The organism is Thioclava nitratireducens (assembly GCF_001940525.2).
Taxonomy (GTDB): Bacteria; Pseudomonadota; Alphaproteobacteria; order Rhodobacterales; family Rhodobacteraceae; genus Thioclava; species Thioclava nitratireducens.
Map to the genome: position 1 here is coordinate 3,045,842 of NZ_CP019437.1, position 15,406 is coordinate 3,061,247.

16 protein-coding genes and 1 riboswitch are annotated in these 15,406 nt (G+C 66.7%); of the genes, 6 read left to right on the forward strand and 10 right to left on the reverse strand.

Annotated features, from left to right (window positions below; translation table 11 throughout):
- Positions 1-107: 107 nt before the first annotated feature.
- From BMG03_RS14540 to thiB, 3 genes are read right to left on the reverse strand one after another with little or no spacing between them, the layout of a single operon-like run.
- On the reverse strand, positions 108-803 hold the full coding sequence (locus tag BMG03_RS14540) for a thiamine ABC transporter ATP-binding protein (protein WP_075775710.1): 696 nt from the start codon (positions 801-803) through the stop codon (positions 108-110).
- Positions 787-2,349, reverse strand: coding sequence for a thiamine/thiamine pyrophosphate ABC transporter permease ThiP (locus BMG03_RS14545; RefSeq protein ID WP_075775711.1), 1,563 nt, complete (start codon positions 2,347-2,349; stop codon positions 787-789). Before BMG03_RS14545 ends, BMG03_RS14540 begins: the two co-directional genes overlap by 17 nt.
- Positions 2,325-3,317, reverse strand: coding sequence for a thiamine ABC transporter substrate binding subunit (thiB, locus tag BMG03_RS14550; RefSeq protein ID WP_075775712.1), 993 nt, complete (start codon positions 3,315-3,317; stop codon positions 2,325-2,327). The genes BMG03_RS14545 and thiB overlap by 25 nt, the downstream gene beginning before the upstream one ends.
- A gap of 36 nt (positions 3,318-3,353) precedes the next feature.
- Positions 3,354-3,458: riboswitch (TPP riboswitch) on the reverse strand.
- Positions 3,459-3,632: 174 nt separating this feature from the next.
- Here thiB and BMG03_RS14555 point away from each other — a divergent pair.
- Entirely contained in the window at positions 3,633-5,234 is a 1,602-nt protein-coding gene (locus tag BMG03_RS14555) for a DUF4139 domain-containing protein (protein WP_075775752.1), read from the forward strand.
- 31 nt (positions 5,235-5,265) lie between these two features.
- Here the strand turns inward: BMG03_RS14555 and BMG03_RS14560 are convergent, their stop codons facing one another.
- Complete coding sequence (locus BMG03_RS14560) at positions 5,266-5,958, reverse strand: hypothetical protein (RefSeq protein WP_075775713.1); 693 nt, start codon at positions 5,956-5,958, stop codon at positions 5,266-5,268.
- A 137-nt stretch (positions 5,959-6,095) separates the two neighbouring features.
- Complete coding sequence (locus tag BMG03_RS14565; protein WP_075775714.1) at positions 6,096-6,746, reverse strand: carbonic anhydrase; 651 nt, start codon at positions 6,744-6,746, stop codon at positions 6,096-6,098.
- A gap of 203 nt (positions 6,747-6,949) precedes the next feature.
- Between BMG03_RS14565 and BMG03_RS14570 the strand changes: the two genes are divergently transcribed.
- From BMG03_RS14570 to BMG03_RS14580, 3 genes are all read left to right on the forward strand, one after another.
- Complete coding sequence (locus BMG03_RS14570) at positions 6,950-7,294, forward strand: hypothetical protein (RefSeq protein WP_077701282.1); 345 nt, start codon at positions 6,950-6,952, stop codon at positions 7,292-7,294.
- An 85-nt stretch (positions 7,295-7,379) separates the two neighbouring features.
- A complete protein-coding gene (locus BMG03_RS14575) occupies positions 7,380-8,804 on the forward strand; it encodes a leucyl aminopeptidase family protein (protein ID WP_244270956.1) in 1,425 nt (474 codons plus the stop codon).
- Entirely contained in the window at positions 8,801-9,631 is an 831-nt protein-coding gene (locus BMG03_RS14580; RefSeq protein WP_075775715.1) for a C40 family peptidase, read from the forward strand. The genes BMG03_RS14575 and BMG03_RS14580 overlap by 4 nt, the downstream gene beginning before the upstream one ends.
- Positions 9,632-9,866: 235 nt before the next feature.
- Here the strand turns inward: BMG03_RS14580 and BMG03_RS14585 are convergent, their stop codons facing one another.
- From BMG03_RS14585 to BMG03_RS14595, 3 genes are all read right to left on the reverse strand, one after another.
- The gene (locus tag BMG03_RS14585) at positions 9,867-10,889 is read right to left on the reverse strand and encodes an aspartate-semialdehyde dehydrogenase (protein ID WP_075775716.1); all 1,023 of its coding nucleotides are present in this window, start codon (positions 10,887-10,889) and stop codon (positions 9,867-9,869) included.
- Positions 10,890-10,964: 75 nt separating this feature from the next.
- A complete protein-coding gene (locus BMG03_RS14590; RefSeq protein WP_075775717.1) occupies positions 10,965-11,579 on the reverse strand; it encodes a glycosyltransferase family 29 protein in 615 nt (204 codons plus the stop codon).
- Positions 11,580-11,588: 9 nt separating this feature from the next.
- A complete protein-coding gene (locus tag BMG03_RS14595) occupies positions 11,589-12,779 on the reverse strand; it encodes an MFS transporter (protein ID WP_075775718.1) in 1,191 nt (396 codons plus the stop codon).
- 152 nt (positions 12,780-12,931) lie between these two features.
- Between BMG03_RS14595 and BMG03_RS14600 the strand changes: the two genes are divergently transcribed.
- Positions 12,932-13,273, forward strand: coding sequence for a winged helix-turn-helix domain-containing protein (locus BMG03_RS14600; RefSeq protein WP_075775719.1), 342 nt, complete (start codon positions 12,932-12,934; stop codon positions 13,271-13,273).
- Positions 13,274-13,371: 98 nt separating this feature from the next.
- Positions 13,372-13,836, forward strand: coding sequence for a hypothetical protein (locus BMG03_RS14605; RefSeq protein ID WP_075775720.1), 465 nt, complete (start codon positions 13,372-13,374; stop codon positions 13,834-13,836).
- A gap of 69 nt (positions 13,837-13,905) precedes the next feature.
- On the opposite strand, the gene BMG03_RS14610 is transcribed toward BMG03_RS14605, so the two are convergent.
- Both BMG03_RS14610 and BMG03_RS14615 read right to left on the reverse strand, forming a co-directional pair.
- Complete coding sequence (locus BMG03_RS14610; RefSeq protein ID WP_075775721.1) at positions 13,906-14,370, reverse strand: Hsp20 family protein; 465 nt, start codon at positions 14,368-14,370, stop codon at positions 13,906-13,908.
- A gap of 152 nt (positions 14,371-14,522) precedes the next feature.
- Complete coding sequence (locus BMG03_RS14615) at positions 14,523-15,404, reverse strand: trypsin-like serine peptidase (RefSeq protein WP_075775722.1); 882 nt, start codon at positions 15,402-15,404, stop codon at positions 14,523-14,525.
- Positions 15,405-15,406 lie beyond the last annotated feature (2 nt).

The window sequence follows — 15,406 nt, forward strand, 5'->3', positions numbered from 1 at the left end:
TTGCCCCCGGCCCCCCGGGATATTTGAACAAGCCCGAAGCGCAGACCGTTTCGGGCTTGTTCAAATATCCCCGGGTGAATTCGCGCCAGCGAAGAGGGGCAGAGCCCCTACTCTCCTAGATAGTCCCGTAGCACGGGCGGCGGATCGTCGAGAAGCGGCCCGGTCGCTTGCGGCGCATGGGCGCGGCCCTCGGCCACCAGAACCGTCTGCGGGCAGAGCGCACGCGCATCCTCGGGATCGTGGCTGACCATCAGGACCGTCGTGCCCTGTTCGCGGGCGATCTCGGCGACCAGAGCCAGCATCTCGGATTTCAGCGCCGGACCAAGGGCTGCGAAGGGCTCATCCAGCAGCAGGATCGGGCGACCGCGGAGCAACGTCCGCGCCAGGCCTGCGCGGCTTTGCTGCCCGCCCGACAGCGCGCCGGGTTTGCGTTTTTCCATCCCCTCAAGGCTCACACGCGCCAGCGCCGTCTCGATCCGGGCGCGATCGGTGGCGTCGATCTTGCCTTTCGGGTTCAAGCCGAGCGCGAGGTTGGTCTCCAGCCGCAGATGCGGGAAGAGGTTTTGATCCTGAAACAGGATCGAGAGCGGACGCTCGCCGGGCGGCGCCTCGGTGATGTCCTCGCCGCACCAGAGCACCCGCCCCTGGGTCGGCCCAAGAAACCCCGCAAGTACCGAGAGCAGCGTCGACTTGCCCGCCCCCGAGGGCCCGATCAGCGCGACCCGCGCGCCGGCCGGGATCGTGAAATCGGCTTCGAGGCGGAAATCGCCCTGTTCGATCAGAAGCTTATCGAGGGTCAGCATGATGCCCCGCGCGGTCGAGCGCCCAGAAGAGCGCGAAAGTGAGGATCAGCAGCAGGCTCGCAGCGCCCGCCGCCTGATCCATGCGATAAGAGCCCATGAGCTGGAAAAGCGCCAGCGGAAGGGTGCGGGTCTGGCCATCCGAGAACAGCGTGATGACGCCCAGATCGCCCATCGAGAAGGCCGCGGTCAGCCCCGCCGAGAACCCCAGCGGCCGGGCAAGGCGCGGAACCGTCAGCAGACGAAGCCGGGCAATGCCGCGCAGCCCGAGCGAGGCGGCGAGCCGGTCGTAATCGGCCTGCAGCGTGCGGATCTCGGGCATCAGGATGCGGGTCGCGAAAGGCACCGACAGCGCGGCGTTGCTCAGCAGCACCATTGGCAGCGCGAGGCTCGTCGGGTTCACGAAGGGCCGCGCGATCAGGAAGGCGCCGGTGCCCATCACGAGGCTCGACGCTGTCATCGGCAGCATCGCCGCGATCTCCGCCCAGCGCTGCCGGGTCGCCACCAGTGCGAGCGGCAGGGCGATGGCGAGCGTCACAACCGTGGAGAGCAGCGCGATCACCAAAGAGGTCAGCGTCGCGGGCCAGACCATCTCGGGCAGGTTGGCCACCGCCGGGAGGCCCCGGGCGAAAACGGTGCCGATGGGAAACAGCAGGAAGGCGCTTGCGAGCCCGATCGCGAGCGCGTCGAAGAGCGCACGCCCTATCCCGCCGGACAGCTGCGGGATCGGCGCGGCGCGGCGGTCATGCCCCGCGCCGAAACTCGACGGCAGGGTGGCGCGCGCCGCGATCAGCAGCGCCGCGACCGAGATCGCGACCTGCACCAGCGCAAGGCTCGCCGCGCGGCCCATGTCGAAATCGAAGCGGAAGGCCTGATAGATCGCCAGCTCCACCGTGGTCGCGCGCGGCCCGCCGCCAAGGGTCAGGGCCACAGCGAAGGACGTCAGGCAGACGAGGAAGATCGCGAGGAAAGCACCGGGCAGAACGCTGCGCAGCATCGGACGTTCGAGGTGACGCGTGACCTCCGCAGGGCCGAAGCCGAGGGTCGCGGCAAGGCGAAACCGCTCGGCCGGGATCGCCTCCCAGCCGTGCAGGATCATCCGGGTCGCAAGCGGCAGGTTGAAGAAAACATGGGCCACGATGACGCCCTGCGCGCCGTAGATCGAAATCGGATCGATGCCGAGCGGGGCGAGGGCCGCATTGACCAGCCCGCGCCGCCCGAAGACCGCGATCAGCCCGAAGACCGCGACGATCACCGGCAGGATGAAGGGAGCCCCCAGGAGCGAAATCAGCAGTCCGCGCCCGGCGAAGCGGCGGCGATGCAGCGCACGGGCGACCGGCACCGCCAGCGCGCAGGAGATCAGCGCCGAGGCCGCCGCCTGCCAGAGCGTGAAGCGGATCGCGGCGAGATCGGTTTCGCGCAAGCCGGTCAGCCCGCCTGCCCGGAGCGCCACTGCCGCCAAAGTGCCAAGGACAAGCGCGGCCAAAGCCGCACCCGCCAGCACCGCCCAGATGGGCGTGCCTCTTATCTGGAGAAGGCGCGTTGCCATTCTTCCAGCGCCGGACCGCGCAGTTTCTCGGCCTCGGCCTCACCCAGGTAGAGCGTCTTGTCGGGCATCGGGAGTTTCTGGAACACCTCAGGCAGCTGATCGTGGGGCAGTTTCGCCGGGAAGGACCAGTTCGCCGTCGCGATCATGCCTTGGAAATCGGGGCTCAGCACGTAATCCATGAATTTCTGCGCCAGCTCGGGATGTTTCGAGGTCTTGAGCTGCGCGACCAGTTCGGGGGTGAAGTAATGCCCCTCGGGGAAGATCGCCGCAGCCTTGCTGTCGTCCTCCTCGGCCATGATGTGATAGGCGGGCGAGGTGACGTAGCTGAGCACCATATCCGCCTCGCCGTCGGTGAACATCCCGTAGGCCTCCGACCAGCCCGGCGTCACGGTCAGTACCTTGGGCGCGATCTTCGTCCACGCCTCTTCGGCCTTGTCGCCATAGATGTCCTTCACCCACAAGAGCAGCGACAGACCCGCGACCGAACTGCGCGGATCCTCGATGACGATCTTGTAGGCGTCGTCGGGCGCATCCAGCAGGTCCTGGAAGCTCGTGGGCGGGTTCTTCAGCTTGGTCTTGTCATAGACGAAGGCCAGTTCAGACCAGTCGAAGGGCAGAAAGATCGGATCGTCCCATTTGACCGGCATGGTCAGGTCGGACGTGTCCTCGTTATGCGGGGCGAACAGGCCCGTGGCGCGCGCCTTCGCGGTCACGTCGGTGTTCAGACCGATCGCGACATCGGCGGAGGTCTTGTCGCCTTCGAGCAGGATGCGCGGCAACACATCGCCCGCCACGAATTTCAGATCGCAATCGCAGGTCGCCTCGAACCCCTTCTCGATCGCGGGACCGGGGCCCCATTCGCTCGTGAAATAATCAGGCGCATAGACGGTGAGCACGGGCTTGTCCTCGGCCGCCGCCATCGTGGCGATCAGGCTCAGGGCTCCCGCAAGCATCAGGTGGGTTTTCATGCCTCACTCCTTGGGCTTGCCGGGCGGAGTGGGGCCGGACTATCCGGCTACCTTCCCTCCGCCGGTCTTAACCGGTTCAGGTTCAACGGGTTCGCGTGGATCGCATCTCAGCCGGATCATCCGGCACCCCGAGGTTGGGGCGCAACCTATGCGCGCGGGGCTTCGGACGCAAGGGCAAGCAGTCGTAGCCCCCCGACGCCTAGCACGAACGCTCTGGCGAGTTCCCGCCAGTGACGACCCGCGCCGGATTTCAATGGCTTGCAACTGCGCGCAGGCCGACGCAGGCTCAATCCGGAACGGATGTGGGAGGAACCGATGCGCATCACCCTGACGGCGGCCCTTATGGCCGCGACCGCCCTGCCCGCCTTGGCCGACACGATCGAGGCACCGGGCAAGATCACGGCCGTGACGCTCTTTCCGCAGGGCGCGCAGGTGGTGCGGCAGGTGGAGGTGAAGGCGCCCGAGGGCAGCCATGACCTGCTGGTTCCGGGGTTTCCCGAAGGCACCGACATCTCGACGCTGCGGGTGTCGGGTGACGGTGTGCAGATCGGCGCGGTGAGCCTGATCTCAGGGCGCGCGCCGGCGACCAGCGGAACCGAAAGCGCAGCGGTGAAGGCTGCGCGTGACCGGCTAGCCTCTGCAAAGGAAGCCCTTGCGGAAAAGGAAGACGCGGTGGCCGTGATCCGCGCCAAGGCGCAGGCCGCGCGCGACCAGATCACATATCTCAAGAACACCGACTCGCAGGTCACCGCGCCCGAACAGCTGCGCGCGCTGGCGCAGATGGTGGAGGATCAGATTCTCTCGGCCACCGAACGCGCAATCGCCGCCGAAGCGGAAGCGCGCCGCGCGGAAGCCGCGCTCGACCCCGCGAAAGAGGCGGTGAAACAGGCGCGAGCGGCGCTCGATGCGCTGCTGAACCCGGCGAAAGATCGAGAGATGCTCAGCGCGAAGGTGCAGGGCTCGGGCACGCTGACGATCACCTCTTACGTTAACAATGCCGGGTGGCAGCCCTCCTATGATCTGCGGCTCGACCGCGACAAGGGCGCGGTGGATATGGAGCGCTTCGTCTCGGTCCATCAGGCCACCGGCGAGGACTGGCGTAACGTCGACCTGACGCTCTCGACCGCTCGCCCCGGCGGGCGCGCAGAGCCAGGCGAAGTCTATCCGCGCCTCGCGCACATCGGCGACCCGGATGCGCCGCCCGCACCGGTGCCGATGAAGCGCTCCCTCGCGGCATCGGATGGCGCCGCCGCGCCGATGGCGGAAGCAGCGATCAGCGACCGCGCCGATCTTCAGATGCAGGGCGAAACGGTGACCTACCATTACCCGAGCGCGGTCGATCTGCGCGACGGGGTCGACGATCTCCGCCTGAGCCTCGATTCCAAGACCCTCCCGATGGAGGTCTTCGCCGAAGCCGCCCCGCTGACCGATCCGCAGGCCTATCGCGTGGCCGAGGGCAAGAACGGGACCGGCGAGATCCTGTTGCCCGGCCCCGCGAACCTCTATGCCGATGGCGCGCTGGTCGGCCAGTCGCATCTGCCGATGGTGGCGGCAGGGGATGACCTGACGCTGGGCTTCGGGCCGATCGAGGGCATTCGCGTGGACCGCCGCATGCCCGACACGATGGAGGGCGATAGCGGCTTCATTTCCAAGTCGAACGAGCGCCGCGAAGTCGTCGAGATCGAGGTGAAGAACCTGACGGACAAAGGCTGGCCGATGCGGGTGATCGACCGGGTACCCTATTCCGAACAGGAAGACCTGAAAATCACTACCAAGGCGACCCCGCCCGCGAGCGAGACCGATTACGACCATCGCCGCGGCGTGCTCGCATGGCGCTTCGACCTGGGCGCGGACGAGACCAAGACGATCCGCACCGAGACCACGCTGAGTTGGCCCACCGACAAGGTGCTGCGCTAGGTCAGCGTAACGCAAAGGCCTCCGCGCGCGATCAGGCTGCGTTTCGCGGGTTCGCCGCAGCCCGCAGTTTCGCGAGCAACGCTGGCGACAGGCGCAGGAACCCGCGCGCGGGCGGTTCGGCCTTCGCCGCCTCGGGGGGATGTGTCTCTGCACCGCCGGTCTTTTCGGCCGCCTTGGCCGCCTTCTCCTCCGGCACGGCTTGCGCCCCCGCCGCCTGCGCCGCGGCATACTCGGCGGCGGCAGCCTGTGCCGTCACCGTTTCCGCCGCGCCCTGCCCAGACCTCGCGCCGACGATCTTGGTGCGCCCACCATCGTCCCCCGGAAACGGCGCGGCGAAGCGCAGCACCAACTCCGTCAGGCTCGGCCCGATCTCGTCGAGCAGCAACAGGAAGCGGTTCGTCGGCCAGGCATGCAGACCCAGCGCACCCCCGCCCGCAAGCCGCAGCACGAAGCCCGCATCCCGCAGCCGATGTTGCAGATCGAACCAATCGCGCGCCTGATCCAGCGCCGCTTGCACCGCCGCCATTTCCGGCAGCGGCTCTTTCGTGGTGGGGAGGGCGGAGGTTGGCTCCTCCGCCAGCCCCTCCTGCAGGACGCGCCGGATCAGCTCTGCCGGAGGCAGGTCGAACGCGCGCGCCTCCGCCGCAATGCGATCGATCATATCGAGCGGCAGCCGCAGGGAGACGAGACGATGCTGGGAATGCGGTCGGGATGCAGGTGACATGTCGGGTCAAAGCTCGTTGGCGTGGGCGGGGTACCCACAGCCTCGCGCATCAAGCTTAACAGCCCGTGAATGCCAATTGGTTTTCCCCAAGGCGGAGCAATCGACCTCGCGAAGGGGAGCAACGAATTTGCAAAGCCTCAGAGCTTCTCGAACCGATCCGAGCCGGAGACGTATTGCTCGAGCGTACCCTCGCCGATGTCGTGGCGCAGCCCGTGCAGCGTCATCCGATCGGCGTCGAGCGCCTCGCGCACGAAGGGGAAAGTCATCAGGTTCTCGAGGCTGACTTTCACGGCCTCACGCTCGAGCGCCAGCACTTGCTGATCCTCGGGCAGGTCGGTGACGCGCTCGTAACCCGGACGCAGAAGGTTCAGCCAGGTGCCGACGAAAGAGCTTTTCTCCTCCAGTTCCGGCGCATGACCCGAACACATCGCGTGGCAGCCCGCGATGCCGCCGCAATTGCTGTGGCCCAACACGATCAGATGCGCGACCTTCAGGCTGGTCACGGCATATTCGACCGCCGCCGACGTGCCATGGTGATCGCCATCGGGCGTGAATTCCGGCACGAGGTTCGCGATATTGCGGTGGATGAAGAACTCACCCTGATCGGCACCGAACATCGAGGTGACATGCACGCGACTGTCGCAGCAGGCGATGATCATCGAGCGCGGACGCTGCCCTTCGGAGGCGAGACGGCGATACCAGGCGCGGTTCTCGTCATACGCAGTCGCGTGCCATCCCTGATAACGGTTCACAAGGTAGCTCGGCAGCGGCTTCACATGCTCTCTCATCGGTCCCCCGGTGTTTTTGGGTCTGGTGTCTCGCGTCTTATCGCAGCGTCAAATACCGCGATGCAGGCCGGGTTACGAGAGGTTTCTCCGCGTCGCTCAATGAAATCTTGAGACCTGTCGGCCATATTGCCGCCCGGGTGATGGCGAAATCAAAGGGGGGTGTCGTGGTGACACAGGTGTCTCGTTTGCGTTGCAAGGAACGGATGTCGCTGGATACGACGCGGCTATCGGTGCTCTACGTGGAGCTGGGACAGGTCGATGCGGAGCGGGTCATCTGCGCCACGGTCGAGGATCTCGCCGTGCAACTCGCCGCCTTGGAAGAAGCCGCGAAATCGCGCCAACGCGCCAAGATGCGGTGCGCAATCGTCAAGGTGATCGACCTCTCGGAACATGTGGGTCTGGTGTCGATGGTGCGCACCGCGCGCGACCTGTCCGAGTGTATCGCGACCGGCGATGCGGTGGCGCAGGCGGCGGTAATGGCGCGGCTGGGCCGGATCGCGGAACGATCTCTTACCGAGGTCTGGGACATCGGCGGCCTGTCCTCCTGAAGTGCGCGCAATCGGGCCTTGCGGGCAGGCGCCGCGGCGCTAGGCTCTGGGGCGAAGAAACCACCAGAGCCAAGGAGCCGCCCCCATGAGCGCAGACGCACCCGCAGATTTTTCCTTTCTCGCCCCGCGCCCGGCAATGCGCTTCGCCGAAGCCGACGCGCCTGCCCGCGCCCTGATCGCCGTCGCGCCCGAGGATATGGAGCAGGCTCTGGCCGATCTGCCGCCCGCGCAGCGCGCCTTCGTCGAGGCAACGGGGTTCAAGGCGAAGGCCGGCCAGGTCGCACTTCTGCCGGGGGCGGACGGCGCGGAGGCGGCGCTGCTGGGCCTCGGGACCGCGGCGGCACGGGCAAGAGAGCGGTTCTCGCTGGCGCGCGCGGCGTCGACCCTTCCCGAAGGCGCGTGGCGGATCGAGGGCGATTTGCCGGAATCTTTGAGGGCAGAGACGGCGCTCGGCTGGCTGCTCGCAGGTTATCGGTTCGACCGCTACGCCGAAGCCGCAGCGCCGAAAGCGCGGCTGGTTTGCCCGGACGGGATGGATGCTGCGCAGATCGAGGCCGTCGCCGAGGGCGAGGCTTTTACGCGTGACCTGATCAACACCCCCGCCTCCGACATGGGACCGGAGGAACTGGAGGGCGCGGCGCGCCTGCTGGCCGACCGCCACGGCGCTGAGGTCAAGGTCGTGAAGGGCGACGACCTTCTGACGCAGAACTTCCCTATGATCCACGCCGTCGGTCGCGCCTCGCCGCGCACGCCGCGGCTGATCGAGCTGAGTTGGGGCAGCGAAGGGCCGGCGTTGACGCTGGTCGGCAAAGGCGTCTGTTTCGACACCGGGGGGCTGAACCTGAAGCCCGGCGCCTCGATGGGGCTGATGAAGAAGGATATGGGCGGCTCGGCCACCGTACTGGGGCTCGCGCATATGATCATGGCGACCGGCGCGAAGATGCGCCTGCGGGTGCTGGTCCCGGCGGTCGAGAACTCGGTCGGCGGCGACAGTTTCCGCCCCGGCGACATCCTGACCAGCCGCAAGGGGCTGACCGTCGAGATCAACAATACCGATGCCGAGGGACGGCTGGTGCTGGCCGATGCGCTGGCCTATGCCGATGAAACCCCACCCGACCTGATGGTCTGCATGGCAACGTTGACGGGGGCTGCGCGGGTCGCACTTGGGCCGGACATTCACCCGTTCTACACAGATGACGAGGGCGTCGCGCAGGCTTTGGCGAAGGCCTCGGGGGCGGTGGCCGATCCGCTCTGGCGGATGCCGTTCTGGGCGCCCTACGAGGCGAAGATCGAACCCGGCATCGCCGATCTGGATAACGCGCCCTCGGGCGGCATGGCGGGCTCGATCACCGCGGCACTCTTCCTGCGCCGCTTCGTGACCGAGACCAAGCGCTTCGCCCATTTCGACATCTACGGCTGGCAGCCCGCGGCCGCCCCCGCCCGGCCGAAAGGCGGCGTCGGTCAAGGTGCGCGGGCGATCTTCGCGGCTCTGCCCGAGGTGCTGAAATGACCGACCGTCGCCGCCTGCCCTTTTCGGGTGCTTTCGCGTTGGAGGCGCTGCGAGGACAGGTCGAGGCCGAGGGTTTCACCCACGGGATGCCCGCGCGGATCATCGTACCCGTGACCGATCTCTGCCCCGAGCCCGGCAGCCTGCGCGACCGACAGCTTCTTTTCGGAGCCGAGGTGACGGTGATCGATCAGCGCGACGGCTTCGCCTTCGTGCAGGCGGCATGGGACGGCTATTGCGGTTGGATTGCCGCTGACGCCTTCGCCACGCCCGAGCCCGCCACGCATGTCGTCACCGCGCCCGCCACGCATGTCTATCGCGAGGCGGCGATCAAGCGCGGCGAAGTGATGCAGCTCTCGATGGGCGCGCGGCTGGCGGTGACGGGGGAAACCGGCATGTTCGCGGTGACCGCCGAGGGCTTCGTTCCGCGGCAGCATCTGCGCGCGCTCGATCGGCCCGGGGACGATCCCCTCGCGGTGGCCGAGCGACTGCTGGGCACGCCCTATCTCTGGGGCGGCAACAGCCGTGCGGGGATCGACTGTTCGGGGCTGGTGCAGATCGGTTTCGCGCTGTGCGGGCAATCCGTGCCGGGCGACAGCGATCTTCAATGGGCGGAGATGGGCGAGACCGTGCCCGAAGGTGCGCCCCTGCGACGTGGTGACCTGCTGTTCTGGAAAGGCCATGTCGCGCTCGCCTGCGATGGCGAGACGATGATCCATGCCAACGGCCAAACGATGAGCGTGGCCTATGAGAGCATCGAGGCCGCCAAGGCACGTATCGCGGCAGCGCGCGAAGGGCCGTATCTCGGGGTTAAGCGGCTCGCGCGGTAAGGCTTTGTAGCGCGGGGCGACCAGCCCGGGCCGCGCCCGACCCTCCCCCGGGAGGGCGCATTGGCGATGGCCTCGCGGGCACAAGCGACATTCGGGCTTGCGAGATAAAGCGCCCAGCCACAGACGGAGCAAAGCGCCCGCCCGAGGCTCGGGCGCGTCCCTCATCGCTTTGCCCGAAAAGAAAAACGCCCGATCTTCCGACCGGGCGTTTCCCAATTCAAATAAGGCCGAACGCTCAGCCCTTCTTGAGCACGCGCTTGCCCAGCGTCTCGGCGATCTGCACCGCGTTAAGCGCCGCGCCCTTGCGCAGGTTGTCCGACACGCACCAGATGTTCAGGCCGTTCTCGATGGTCGAGTCCTGACGGATGCGCGAGATGAAGGTGGCGAAATCGCCGACGCATTCGACGGGGGTGATGTAGCCGCCATCTTCGCGCTTGTCGACGACCATGATGCCGGGCGCCTCACGCAGGATGTCACGTGCTTCGTCCTCGTCGAGGAACTCTTCGAACTCGATGTTGATCGCCTCCGAGTGGCCCACGAAGACCGGCACGCGCACGCAGGTCGCGGTCAGCTTGATCGCAGGATCGACGATCTTCTTCGTCTCGGCGACCATCTTCCACTCTTCCTTGGTGGACCCGTCATCGAGGAACACGTCGATATGCGGGATCACGTTGAACGCGATCTGCTTGGGGTAGACCTTCGGCTCCACTTCCTGACCCGGCACATACATGCCTTTGGTCTGGTCCCAAAGCTCGTCGATCGCCTCTTTGCCCGAGCCCGACACCGACTGGTAGGTCGAGACCACGACGCGCTTGATCTTGGCGCGGTCATGCAGCGGCTTGAGCGCCACGACCATCTGCGCGGTCGAGCAGTTCGGGTTCGCGATGATGTTCTTCTTCGCGTAACCGTCCACGGCTTCCGGGTTCACCTCCGGCACGACCAGCGGCACGTCCGGGTCGTAGCGGTAGAGCGACGAGTTATCGATCACGATGCAGCCCTGCTTGGCGGCGATCGGCGCGTATTTCTTCGTGGCGTCCGAGCCGATCGCGAAGAGCGCGATGTCATAGCCGGTGAAGTCGAACCCTTCGATGTCTTTGGTCTTCAGGGTCTGATCGCCAAAGCTGACCTCTGTGCCGAGGCTCCGGCGCGACGCGAGCGGCACCAGTTCATCGACCGGGAACTGACGCTCGGCCAGGATGTTCAGCATTTCGCGGCCCACGTTCCCCGTGGCGCCCGCAACGACGACTTTATAGCCCATGAGGACCTCCTTGCTCCAATAGAACGCGGCTTACTACCGCTTTACGTCAGGAAATGAAAGGGGCTCGACGCGCAGTCAGTTCCGAATGATGCGCGGATCGGAGGCAAGAAGCCCGCCAACCATCTCCGCTTCCGCGACGAAATCATGGGGCACCTTGTCGGCCGAGCGCCGCCCCGACAGAGATAGCGAGGCGAAGAAATCGAACCCGTATAGATCGAGCCGCGCCAGATCAGAGCGCGCGAGCATGTCGATCAGCATCGCTCCGGTCGTGGGCTGCGCGCCAAGCTTGGCCTTCAGCCCCTCGTAATCGTTGAGCGGATGCAGGTAGAAACCGGGGTTGGTCGCCGTTTTCCAGTCCAGCCGCTTGCGCTTGTGGCTCATCCAAAGGATGCGTGACGGCGCGATGCGGGCGCGCTCGGCTTCGGGCAGCGAGGTCGCGAGCGCCAGCCAGTCGGTGCGCTTGCCGTGGCTCTGCGCCGACGGCATCGGGGCGCGGTTGATCCGGATCACCACGTCATGCGCGTCGATCTCCGCCCCCGCCTGTCCCTCGGCCAGCGCGCGGGCATTGCCGACAAGCGCGACGGTTTTGCCGGCAAGGTCGTCCAGCAACGCCTTTTGCGAGACGGAGAGCGCGGCAAGCGGGGCCTCGCGCCGCAACGTTCGACTGATCAGAAATCCGAGCCGGGTCATGCGATGGGTTTAGCTCAAGCCATCGCCGCTGTCGCGGGCGAAAACGTAGAACGCCAGCCCGATCACCAGCGGTGCAAGGAAGAACGCGAACAGCAGCCCATAGGCCACGGCGGGCGTGTGCCCCACCGATACCGCATCGAAAACGGGCCGCGAGGCGAATTGCATCCCAGCCACGCCCATGATCGAGAACATGTTGTGCAGCGTCACCCCCCGTCCCGTCAGATGCGGCGGATAGAAGGTGCGGCCATGCGCCATGATCACCGGGAAGGACGCGCCGAAGAAGCCGATCGCGGCCAGTAGAACCGTCGCCAGCCACAGCGACTGTCCCGGCAACACGAAGAGCATCGCCAAGGCCACGGCCAGCACCGCATTGCCGTAAAGCGCGACGCGCTTGTGGCTGCCGAAAATCTTGTCCGCCGGCCCGTAGGCGAAATTGCCCGCGATCATCGCGAGGCCCATCACCAGCGTCACTCGGCCGATCAGATTCGCATCCGCGCCGAAGACATCAGCCAGATAGGAGCCCGCCCAGACGCCACGAATCCCGGCAGCGGCGGTGTAATTCGCGACCGTCAGCGGCAGCAGCACCCAGAAGCCCGGCAGACGCAGCACATCGAGCGCGGTACCCCGGCGGCCTGCAGGCTGCTCCACCCGCTCGGGATCGCGCGCGAGCCACAGGATCAGCGCCGCCACCAGCAGCGTCAGCGCCGAGAGCGCCCAAAGCGTCGGACGCCAGCCGAAAGCCTCGATGGAGGCTGCAAGCGGGGCCGCGCCCGCGAGATTGCCAAGGCTCCCCGCCCCGATCATCGAGGCCGCGAGCGTGCCGAACAGCGCCGGCTTGAAACTGCGTGCGAAGATGAAATAGCTGCCCACCAGCACAGGCGCACAGCCCGCCCCGATCAGGATCATCGCGATGTGAATGCCCATCGGTCCCTGCGCCATCGCGAAGACGGCGGCGCCCCCACCCCCGCCAAGCGCCATCAGCACGCCCACGGTGCGGCGCGGCCCGATCCGGTCCAGCGCCTCGCCGATGGGGATCTGGATCAGCGCGAAGGCCCCGTACCAAAGCCCCAGCGACACGGCGAGATCGCCCGGCGTCACGCCGATCTCCTTGCCCAGAACGGGCGTCAGAACGGCCAAGCAGGTGCGGTAGAACTGGCTCAGAAGATAGGCGCCCACAAGCGAGGCGATCGAGATATACATGCGGGGGCTCCTTCGCGCGCACGCTCGCCCAAGGCGCGGGCAATGGCAAGAGCACATGCCCCTGTGCATTCGCGCCCCCGCCCCCTTGTCTTGGCCCGGGCACAGGCTCAGGATAAACGCCGCACGACGTGACGAGCCCGAGAGATGCCCGAATGGAACTGACCCGCCTGATGATGCGCCTCTATTTCGACAAGGCGATGCTGGGCCCCGGCAAGGTCCGGCTGCTCGAAGAGATCGCCGAACACGGCTCGATCTCGGCGGCGGGCCGCGCGATGAAGATGAGCTACAAACGCGCTTGGTCGCTCGTCGAAGAGATGAACGCCGTATTCAAGGAACCGCTGGTGGATCGCTCGCGCGGCGGCGCGAAGGGCGGTGGCGCCTCGCTCACCCCCGAGGGCGAAGCGGTCCTCGCAGCCTACCGCCGGTTGGAACAGAAAGCCCGCGACGCTGGCGCCGAGGAGATCGCGCTGATCGGCGCAATGGTCGCTGATTGAGGCCGCGGCGGGCCTTGCGCCGGATCAATGCGGATGGGTCCTCAGTCCGCGCATCCTGCTGAGAGCTGCCGGAAACGGCCCAGTCACGGACCAGAACCATGAGCGATTTTTCGACGAAGACCGCCGCGCGCGTTACCGCCCTTGGTCTCGCAGCCGCGCTCGCGGCCTGTATGCCGGGCGGTGTCTCGGACGCCCAGACGCTTGCCGCCAAGGTGGAGACCCGGCGCGCCTATGACCTCGCGACGGTGGACGGCAAGGCACCCACCCGCGCGATCCGCTTCTATATCGGGGAGAATTCGCGCTTCGCCGTCTGCGGTCATTGTCTTTGCGTGACCGGGGTGATGTTCGCCCCCTACCCCGCGCTTGGCATCCGGCCGACCTCGGCCTCGCCCACGTTCGCCTGCGAGCAGGAGACGCCGGAGTTCAAGGCCGATGCGGGCCTCGCGCAGCTGTTCTTCGACATGAAGCAGGCGCAGGTTGATGGTTCGGCCGTTACTTTCACCGGCAGCGGCGACCATGTGATGGTGTTCAGGCGCGGTGGCGAGGACCTCACTCCACCCTGACGATCCCAGACAGCAAAAAGCGCGGGAGTTTCCCCCCGCGCCCGTCATTTTTCAACGATGGCAGATGCCTCAGGCGTCGACCGTCTCGACCTGCTTGGCCTCGGACTTGGTCGGGCCCGCAATCTCGATCCGGCGCGGTTTCAGCGCCTCGGGCACTTCACGGACGAGATCGAGGTGGAGCATCCCATCCTCATGGGTGGCTCCGGTGACCTTGACATGATCGGCCAGCGCGAAGCGGCGCTCAAAGGCACGGGTCGCGATGCCACGATGCAGATAGGTGCGACCGGAATCGTCCTCGGCCTTGCGACCGGTCACGATCAGCGCGCCCTCTCTGAGTTCGACACTCAGCTCATCCGAACCGAAGCCCGCAACGGCGATCGAGATGCGATAGGCATTCTCGTCGGTCTTCTCGATATTGTAGGGCGGATAGGTCGGCTGCGCGAGATCGCTGGTCAGCGCACGGTCCATCAGATCAGCCACGCGGTCGAAGCCCACGGTGGCGCGGTAAAGGGGCGAAAGATCAAAGCTTCGCATATCATCATCCTCTCTTGAGCGATGGTTATGAAACCCGCCCCTTGCGGGGCCGGGCAGTTAGGCGCCAGAACCCTCATCAGGCATTCCGGCACTCATAAATTTGGGAAATCTCTCGCGACGTTTCAAGAGGGGCGCCGCTTCGGGCCAAGCCCTTAGGGACGCAGGAATTTCGCGCCGGTTGTGCGCCCGCCAGACAGTATACGCGGCTGGCCCTGCCCGGGCTCCGTGCGACGGATCTGCGGCGCGGCGGAGACGCTGGGGGAGGCGGCGCGGATCACGCCGCGCCCGCTGCGCAGCGCGGATTTCAACTGCGCGACGATCGCGGGCAATTCCATCCCGTAGGCGCGCGAGACGCCATTCCTGCGCGAGCCCGAGGAAACCAGCGACACGATCTGCGCCCGCCCGCCAGCAGCAAGCCCCGAGCGGTCGAAAACCGGCGCACCCGAGGAGCCGTGATCGACATCGCAATCGAAGCCGATCAGCCCCTTGGCCCGCCCGAACACGCGGCAGGCCTTTTGCCACGACAGCGCATCGGCCCGGCCCTGCGCATAAGATACCACCGATACTTCCGCCCCTGCGGCGGGCACGTCGCCGACGCGAAAAGGCGCGGCGATCGACGTCGGGATCGGCGCGGAGAGCTGTAAAAGCGCGACGTCGTGGCGCACGGTGTCGATCGAGAGCGGCACGAACGGGTTATAGTCCGGATCGGCGACCATCGCGACGACCGGGCGCGCGGCCACCTCCGCCCCGTCGGTTTGCGCGGCTGCAAAACCCAGCGTCGCGGGATCGCGCGGCCCCTGCGCGCGTCGGTCGAAGATGCAATGGCCAGCGGTCAGCACCAGATCGGGTGCGATCAGCACGCCGGTGCAATAGCCCTCGGCCCCGATGGTGACCTTGCCCACCGCCTCCCAGCCGAAGAGATCCGCGCGTTGCGACAGGCGATCGAGCGCGGAGTTGCGCGCCTCCTGCGCCTCGCCCATGCCGCCAAGCAGTGCCAGAGCGATCACGCCGAAGATGACCCGCTTCACGCCCATCG